The sequence below is a fragment of the Porticoccus sp. genome (assembly GCF_041592135.1).
Lineage (GTDB): Bacteria > Pseudomonadota > Gammaproteobacteria > Pseudomonadales > Porticoccaceae > Porticoccus.
Genome location: NZ_JBFHQR010000123.1, coordinates 1 through 7,555, shown reverse-complemented (window position 1 = coordinate 7,555; position 7,555 = coordinate 1). Strand labels below are relative to the sequence as shown.

General features: G+C 59.2%; 8 protein-coding genes. 1 reads left to right on the top strand and 7 read right to left on the bottom strand.

Features of this window, described 5'->3' with window-relative positions; all coding sequences use genetic code 11:
* On the bottom strand, positions 1-299 hold a 299-nt coding region (locus tag ABY948_RS10165), incomplete at its 3' end, for a hypothetical protein (protein WP_461482424.1).
* 222 nt (positions 300-521) lie between these two features.
* Here ABY948_RS10165 and ABY948_RS10160 point away from each other — a divergent pair.
* A complete protein-coding gene (locus ABY948_RS10160; RefSeq protein ID WP_461482423.1) occupies positions 522-1,922 on the top strand; it encodes an MFS transporter in 1,401 nt (466 codons plus the stop codon).
* 26 nt (positions 1,923-1,948) lie between these two features.
* Here ABY948_RS10160 and pqqE read toward each other — a convergent pair whose 3' ends face one another.
* The 6 genes from pqqE to ABY948_RS10130 all read right to left on the bottom strand — a co-directional run.
* The gene (gene pqqE, locus ABY948_RS10155) at positions 1,949-3,145 is read right to left on the bottom strand and encodes a pyrroloquinoline quinone biosynthesis protein PqqE (protein WP_461482422.1); all 1,197 of its coding nucleotides are present in this window, start codon (positions 3,143-3,145) and stop codon (positions 1,949-1,951) included.
* Positions 3,120-3,404 (bottom strand): pyrroloquinoline quinone biosynthesis peptide chaperone PqqD, encoded by a 285-nt coding sequence (pqqD, locus tag ABY948_RS10150; RefSeq protein ID WP_461482421.1) that lies wholly within the window; start codon positions 3,402-3,404, stop codon positions 3,120-3,122. The genes pqqE and pqqD overlap by 26 nt, the downstream gene beginning before the upstream one ends.
* Complete coding sequence (gene pqqC / locus ABY948_RS10145; protein ID WP_461482420.1) at positions 3,401-4,168, bottom strand: pyrroloquinoline-quinone synthase PqqC; 768 nt, start codon at positions 4,166-4,168, stop codon at positions 3,401-3,403. Before pqqC ends, pqqD begins: the two co-directional genes overlap by 4 nt.
* Positions 4,169-4,209: 41 nt before the next feature.
* Positions 4,210-5,130 carry a pyrroloquinoline quinone biosynthesis protein PqqB gene (pqqB, locus tag ABY948_RS10140; protein ID WP_461482419.1) on the bottom strand — a complete coding sequence of 307 codons (921 nt, stop codon included), beginning with the start codon at positions 5,128-5,130 and terminating at the stop codon, positions 4,210-4,212.
* Between the two features lie 136 nt (positions 5,131-5,266).
* A complete protein-coding gene (gene pqqA / locus ABY948_RS10135; RefSeq protein ID WP_461482425.1) occupies positions 5,267-5,338 on the bottom strand; it encodes a pyrroloquinoline quinone precursor peptide PqqA in 72 nt (23 codons plus the stop codon).
* Positions 5,339-5,415: 77 nt separating this feature from the next.
* Positions 5,416-7,555: 4Fe-4S binding protein (locus ABY948_RS10130; protein WP_461482418.1), on the bottom strand; the 2,140-nt coding region annotated here is incomplete at its 5' end.

Genomic DNA, 7,555 nt, shown 5'->3' with positions numbered 1-7,555 from the left:
GCCGGCTGTTCAGGGGGGGCCGGTTGCTGCAGCGCTTTTTTCTTGGGCAGCGTGCCCTTGGCGGTCTGTTTCCGAGGGAGCGGGGCCGTATCGAGGTGCCTTTCGGTCGATGGCGGGATGACCTGGCGGCGCGGTGCGGACTCTTCGATGTCCTCCACATCCTCGTCATCGACCACTTCCTCAGTTGGCTCGTCGCTGTCGTCCAGCTCGTCCTGGGCCAGGGCCGGGAGCGTGGTGGCGGAAAGCAGTATCAGCAACAGCAGGGCGGCGAAGGGCGTTTGAAATAGTCGGCAGAACATAACGTCTCTGGCTGTGAAAGGCTGCCCACAGTGTAATAAACCGGCAGGGACTTTAACACCGCCTCGGGGAACCCGATGGGGGCGGGGAGAGCCGTTGCGGTCGTATATAGCGGTTGAGGTTTTTTGTCGACCGGGCCGCGCTGGCGGTCAATCCCGGCGGCAAAGCGTGTATAGTTTTCAGCGCACGATTCACTGAGCGACCGGATAATCAAAGGGCCAGTCTTGAAGGACCAGAGCAGCGACCAACACAGCACTCCCGACACCCTGCGGCGGGCCGCCTTCGCCATGGTGCTGCTGAATGCCCTGGCCACGCCGATGATGCTGTCGGCGGTCAATGTGGCGTTGCCGGGTATCGCCCGCGAGCTAACTATTCACGCAGTGTTGCTGAGCTGGGTGCCGCTCGGCTACCTGATGGCCAGCGCCATGTTCGTGCTGGTGTTTGGCCGGTTGGCGGATATGTTTGGCCGCAAGCGGATTTTTCTGCTGGGCACCGCCAGCATCATTGTGACCTCGGTGCTGGCGACAGCCGCGAGCAATGGCCCGCTGCTTATCGCCGCCCGCTTTCTGCAAGGGGTGGGTGCCGCCATGCTGTATGCCACCCAGATCGCCATCGTCTCGTCGGTCTTCCCCCCGGCGCAGCGGGGCAAAAGCATTGGCCTGACGGTATCGATGATTTACCTGGGTTTGTCCCTTGGCCCCGCAGCGGGGGGCTTTCTGGTGGAACACTACGGTTGGCGCGCCAGTTTCCTGCTGCATATCCCGCTTTCCACGCTGTCGCTGTTGATCGGTTGGTTGTGGGTTCGGGGCGAATGGAAAGCCGACAGCCGCGCGCCGTTTGATTACCGGGGCGCGCTGAGCTATGCGCTGTCGATCCTCTGCTTGTGTGTGGGGGCTGCGGGGTTGCCCCAGACCTATGCTTTTTTTCTGCTCTCGGCCGGCGGGCTGGGTATGGCGCTGTTTGTCCACCAGGCAGGCAACAGCCATGCGCCCTTACTGGATGTCCGCCTGTTCTTTGGCAACAGGACCTTTGCGCGTTCCAGCCTGGCGTCGTTCATCATGTACACAGCCACCTTTGCCACGGTGGTGCTGGTGGGTCTTTACCTGCAGTTTCTCAAGGGCATGAGTCCCTCCCGCGCCGGCCTGTTGATGATGATTCAGCCCCTGACCATGGCGCTGTTGTCGCCGCTGTCTGGTCGGCTATCGGATGTGGTTGAACCGAGAATCATCGCCTCGCTGGGGATGGCCGCCACCGCGCTTGGCCTGATCATACTGGCCCGCCTCAGTGGTGACGATTCGGTTTACTGGTTGGTGGCGGGTCTGCTGGTGATCGGCCTCGGTTTCAGTCTTTTTTCATCCCCCAACACCAATGCCATGATGAGTGCCGTGGACCGGCAGCACCTCGGCACGGCCTCAGGACTGGTTGCCACCATGCGGGTGCTGGGACAGATGAGCAGCATGGTACTGGTGGCGTTGGTGTTTGCGCTGCTGATCGGCGAGGTGGAAATCGTCCCCGCACAGTATGCGGCGCTGGAGCGGGCGATCGCCCGCTGTTTTGCCATTGCCGCCGGCCTGTGTGTGCTGGGGGTCTATGTTTCTGCGGCGCGGGGGAAAATCCACCGCTAGCGCCACAACCTGCCCCGGCAATAACGCTAACCCTTGGCAATCAGGTTTGAATTGCGCTCGTTGCGGTAGAGGAATTGCGCGGGATCATCGATCACCTGCTCCGCCCTTTCCCTCGCCTCCAGAATCTTGCCGTGGTGGGGGGATTTGCCGCACACCGGGTCGGCATTGTGGGCGTCGCCGGTGAGCATGTAGGCCTGGCAGTGGCAACCGCCGAAATCCTTGTCCCGTTCGTCACAACTGCTACAGGGTTCCTTCATCCAGTGCTCGCCGCGGAAGTGGTTGAAACCCGGGCTGTTATCCCAGATGTCGCGCACTGACATGTCGCGCACATTGGGGAATTCCAGCGGCAGCATCCTGGCGCTGTGGCAGGGCAGGGCGGTGCCGTCCGGCGCGACGGTGAGGAACACCTGGCCCCAGCCGTTCATACAGCCTTTCGGGCGCTCCTCGTAGTAATCCGGGGTGACGAAAATCAGTTTGATGGGGTGGTTTTCAGCCGCCAGTTTTTCGCGGTATTGATTGGTGATGCGCTCGGCCCGCTCCAGTTGGGCGCGGGTGGGCAGCAGTTGTTCGATATTCTCGTAGGCCCAGCCGTAGTACTGGCAGGTGGCCAGTTCCACATAATCCGCTTCTAGCTCGACGCAGAGTTCGATGATGCGCTCGATCTGGTCGATATTGTGGCGGTGGGTGACAAAGTTCAGCACCATCGGGTAGCCCTGGGCCTTCACCTCGCGGGCCATGCGCAGTTTCTGTTCGAAGGCCTTTTTCGAGCCCGCCAGCATGTTGTTGACGGACTCGTCGCTGGCCTGAAAACTGACCTGGATATGGTCCAGGCCCGCAGTGCGGAATTCGGAGATCTTGCGTTCGTTGAGGCCGACACCGGAAGTGATCAGGTTGGTGTAATAGCCCAGCTCGCTGGCGCCGCTGATCAGGCGGGTCAAGTCCTGGCGCACCAGCGGCTCGCCGCCGGAGAAGCCCAGTTGCACGGCGCCCAGCTCCCGCCCCTGGCGAAAAACCTCCAGCCATTCCTCGGTGCTCAGTTCCGAACCAAAGTTGGCAAAGTCCAGCGGGTTGGAACAGTAGGGGCACTGCAGGGGACAGCGGTAGGTCAGCTCGGCCAGCAGCCACAGCGGGCGGCCATGTTGTCTGGCCTCGCCTTCTCCCACGCCTCCCTGGGTGGTGGGCAGATTCGGTTGCGCGCTACAGGGTGATCCAGTGCTGCTCATGGGCATCTCCCAGAAATTCGATAATATCGTCGGCAATACCGGTTGCCCCGGTGAATTTTGCCGCCAGGATGTCGGTGATGTCGGCAACGCTGCGCTGCCCGTCCACCAGTGACAGTATCTCCCCCGCCGGGCCGTTGAGTTGCACCATGCCCTCGGGGTAGAGCAGCACGTAGCAGTCCTGGGCGGGTTCCCATTGAAAGCGGAACATCCGGTTGAGAACCGGAATGGCACTGGCGTTGAGGGTGGCGGGGCGACTCATCGGAACAATCCCCGGTGATAGACTTTTTCGTCCGTGACCGTGTGGTAGGGCGCGCGATCCAGCTCGTAGGCCATGGTCATGGCATCGAGCATGGACCAGAGTACATCCAGCTTGAATTGCAGTATCTCCAGCATGCGCTCCTGGGCGTCCCGGGTGGTGTAGTGGTCGAGGGTGATCGCAAGCCCATGGGCGACATCGCGGCGCGCTTCGCTGAGGCGATTGCGGAAATACTGGTAGCCCTCCGGCTTGATCCAGGGGTAGTGGCCGGGCCAGGTATCCAGGCGGTTCTGGTGAATGGTGGGGGCAAACAGCTCGGTCAGGGAAGAACTGGCCGCTTCCTGCCAGGAGGCCCGGCGGGCGAAATTCACATAGGCATCGACGGCAAAGCGCACCCCGGGGAGCACGTGCTGCTGCGAGGTGACTTCTTCGCGGGACAAGCCGACGGCCTCGCCGAGGCGCAACCAGGCCTCTACGCCCCCGGTGCAGTCCCCATAGCCGTCGTGATCCAGAATGCGCTGCACCCAGTGGCGGCGCACTTCCCGATCCGGGCAGTTGGCCAGGATGGCGGCATCTTTCAGGGGGATGTTGATCTGGTAGTAATAGCGGTTGGCCACCCAGCCGCGAATCTGCTCGGGGGTGCTGCGGCCTTCGTACATGGCGATGTGGTAGGGGTGCTGGGTGTGGTAAAAATTACCTTTGTCCCGCAATGCCTGCTCGAATTCCGAGCGATTCATGGGTGGCAACTGGCTATTTTGACTGGTCATGGGCTCCGCGCTCTGTTTCTCGTTGCTATCGGGGTTGTGACTCACAGCTCAACCGACATGCCGTCGTAGGAGACTTCGATGCCGTGAGTGGCCAGTTCGGCGCGCTCTGGCGAATCTTCGTCGAGTATCGGATTGGTATTGTTGATGTGGATCAGGATCTTTCTCGGCTTGGCCAGGGTATCCAGGTACTCGATCAACCCGCCCTTGCCGGACTGGGGCAGATGGCCCATTTCGGCGCCGAGTTTGGAGCCGACACCACTGAGGATCATTTCATGTTCCCGCCACAGGGTGCCATCGACCAGCAGCACGTCGGCATTCTCCATAAACGGGCGCAGGTGTGGTTCGATCTGCCCCAGCCCCGGGGCATAAAAGAGTTTTCTGCCGCTGCGCAGGTCTTCCACCTGCATCCCGATATTGTCGCCGGGATGGGGGTTGCCGCGGTGGGGCGAATAGGGAGGAGCGCTGCTGAGCAGCGGTACGGCGGTCAGTTTTAACGCCGGCGCCTGGGGGATAACAAAGCTGTTGTCCCGTTCGCCGACGGGAATGCGGTGAATATGGTTGCCGCCATTCCAGTGATTCAGCACATTCAGGACCGGAAAGCCGGAGCGGAGGTCGCCCTCCACCATCTCGGTGCACCAGATCTGGTGTGGGCAACCCTCCCGCAACATCAGCAAGCCGGTGGTGTGATCGATTTGGCTGTCCATCAGCACAATAGCGGCAATGCCGGTATCCCTGACCTGGCGGGCGGGTTGCAGGGGCGGAAAGCTCGCCAGTTGTTGGCGGATATCCGGTGAGGCATTGAACAGAATCCAGTTCTCACCATCCGCACTGAGGGTAATGGATGACTGGGTGCGGGTTTTGGCATTGATGGTCCCGGCGCGCACGCCGCTGCAGTTGTGGCAGTTGCAGTTCCACTGTGGGAAGCCACCTCCGGCAGCGGAGCCTAAAATCTGTATTTTCATTATGTTTTACTCTGTACTGATCGTGGAGTGTTGTTATTCGACCTCCGAACGGAGAGATCGCCGTCACACATTTCAGAAGGGTAAAATGCCCCAGCTAGTGCTGGGGCAAAAGGGTTTTAAAACGATAATTCATTGCTTAACGATGTGCGAAATACATGGTTACTTCAAAACCAATACGCAAATCTTTGTATTCAGGTTTGGTCCACATAGTTGATTCCTCTTTTGGGTTGATAAAAAAGACCTGCTACAGCCTTATGTAAATCACTACCCCACACTGCGACAGGCTCAGGCCTGTTCTGCGGGATAGATCAGAACCTCGTTGTCACGGCGCTGTTTCCGGCTCCTTCGCTGTTCGATGATGGCCGGTGCACACTGCTCGTTGTCATTAATAATCACGATGCACTCAAGGCATTGGATGCACTCGTTGTAGTCAATTTTCCCCGCCCGGTCGATCGCATTGATGCCGCACTTATGGCGGCAAACCTGGCAGGGTTTACCGCATTCCGAGCGGCGGTTGAGCCATTCGAAACGCCGCAGTTTGCCAATCACCGCCAGGCCTGCGCCGAGGGGGCAGAGGTAGCGACAGTAGAATTTGTGGATAAACAACCCGATACCCAGTATGAGCAGGGCGTACAGGACAAAGTTCCAGGGACGCATAAAGCCCAGGGTGATCGAGGTCTTGAACGGTTCCACCTCTGCCAGGGTATTTGCCAGGGTGGAGGAATAAAAGGCGACGATGACCAATGCACCGAGGATGATGTACTTCAGTTTGATCAGCTGTCGGTGCAGTGCCGGTGGCACCCGGAGTTGTTTGAAGCGCAATTTTTCGGCGAGCCAGGCGACCATTTCCTGTAGCGCGCCGAAGGGGCAAAGCCAGCCGCAGAACAGGCCTCTGCCCCACAATGCCAGGCTGATCGCCGTGTAACTCCACAGTATGAACAGGATGGGATCAAGCAGGAACATGTCCAGGCTGAAGCCGTGTTTGATCTCCAGCAGCAAGGTGTAAATGTTGACCACAGACAGCTGCCCCTGTGCCAAAAAGCCAATAAAGAACAGGGTGAAAAACAGGTAAAGCCAGCGGAAGCGGTGGAAGTTTTTGGTTTGTTTGCTGATGGCCTGTTGTTTGACAAACGCGATGCTGAGGATCAACAGCGCAATGCCGAGAATAATGATATGCGGCAGGCGGGACCGCCAGATGGAGACCCAGGGCTTATTGGGTCCCAGGTTGGTTTTCGGCTTGGGGATGGCAAAGAATTTTTCCGGGAGCTGGTAGCTGTCGCTGAATCGCGCGGTCGTCGCGGCCTGTTGTGCCTCGGCCAGCTGCATATTGATCCCCAGCGACATCGGCAGGCTGGGGTTAAATCCCGATTCTTTCTTGATAATAAAGACTCTCAGATTATCCCGGCCCGGTACCTGTGGGGCCATGGCGAGGGTCTTGTGGTTATAGAAATTGATATCCCTGATCTGGATCGGCAGGCCCTGTTGTTCCAGGCCGACCCGGTCGGGCACGCTGCCCGGCCAGAAATGGTCTTCTATATAGGTATAAAACCCGGTGGACATGATGGCGAGGGCGTGTTCATCCTGTTCGAGCGAGGCTTTTAATCGTTCAAATTCGAGATCGCCCAGCAGGTTTCTGCCGATGCTTGGCACGTTCAGGTAGGCGTAATAAATCCTGAAATCCGTGGTGCTTTCACCCGGCACCATATTGTCGAAGTGAAATGAGGAGAACGCCTTGCCGGTGGCCTGTTCCACATCCCGATCACTGATCCGCCATTCCTTCACGTAGCCTTTTTTCAGCAGTTGCGGCCAGTCCAGCGGCTCAAAATAGGCTTCTTTCACCGCCGCCGTGCCCGCGGCACCATAGCCGCCAAGCTTGCGGCGGGCTACCTGCAGGGCCGAGGAGAGGATGCTGTCGTTGATGACTACCACGGAAACGGTGGCGCGGCTGACGCCGTCGAAATAGGCGGTACGTTTGCCCTCGATGGTGGCGGTGCCGTGCTGGCCGCTGCCGACGATGATACGGTCGGTGACCTGGTGACTGACGTATTGATGGATAAACCGCGACAGGGCCTGGCGCTCCAGGCCGTGCCGGAATACCGGCTCCTGGTGTTCAAGTACCTTGACCCCGGTGTATTTTCCCTGGGTATCCAGGCCGATGAGCATGTTGATCGGATGCCCGGACCAACCCCTGAAGCTGACCAGGTCCACTGACTGGAAGGCGTAGCCCAATAGTTCATCGCCTTTGAACACCGGCCAGACGGGAAAATCCTGTTGTTTTTGACCGATGGTGGTGGCATCCGGGAATAGGGCGGTTATTTCTTTGGTCAGCCGGCTGGCGAGAATCTCTGGTGATTCTGAGGCCGTTGCGAAGGCGGTCTCAAGTAGCAGGCAGACAACCAAAAGGCAGAATGCAAAAAAGCATGGC

Coding starts and splice junctions, on each gene's coding strand:
- pqqE (WP_461482422.1), bottom strand. CDS start 3,145: ATGAGCAGCACTGGATCACCCTGTAGCGCGCAACCGAATCTGCCCACC.
- pqqB (WP_461482419.1), bottom strand. CDS start 5,130: ATGAAAATACAGATTTTAGGCTCCGCTGCCGGAGGTGGCTTCCCACAG.
- pqqC (WP_461482420.1), bottom strand. CDS start 4,168: ATGACCAGTCAAAATAGCCAGTTGCCACCCATGAATCGCTCGGAATTC.
- pqqD (WP_461482421.1), bottom strand. CDS start 3,404: ATGAGTCGCCCCGCCACCCTCAACGCCAGTGCCATTCCGGTTCTCAAC.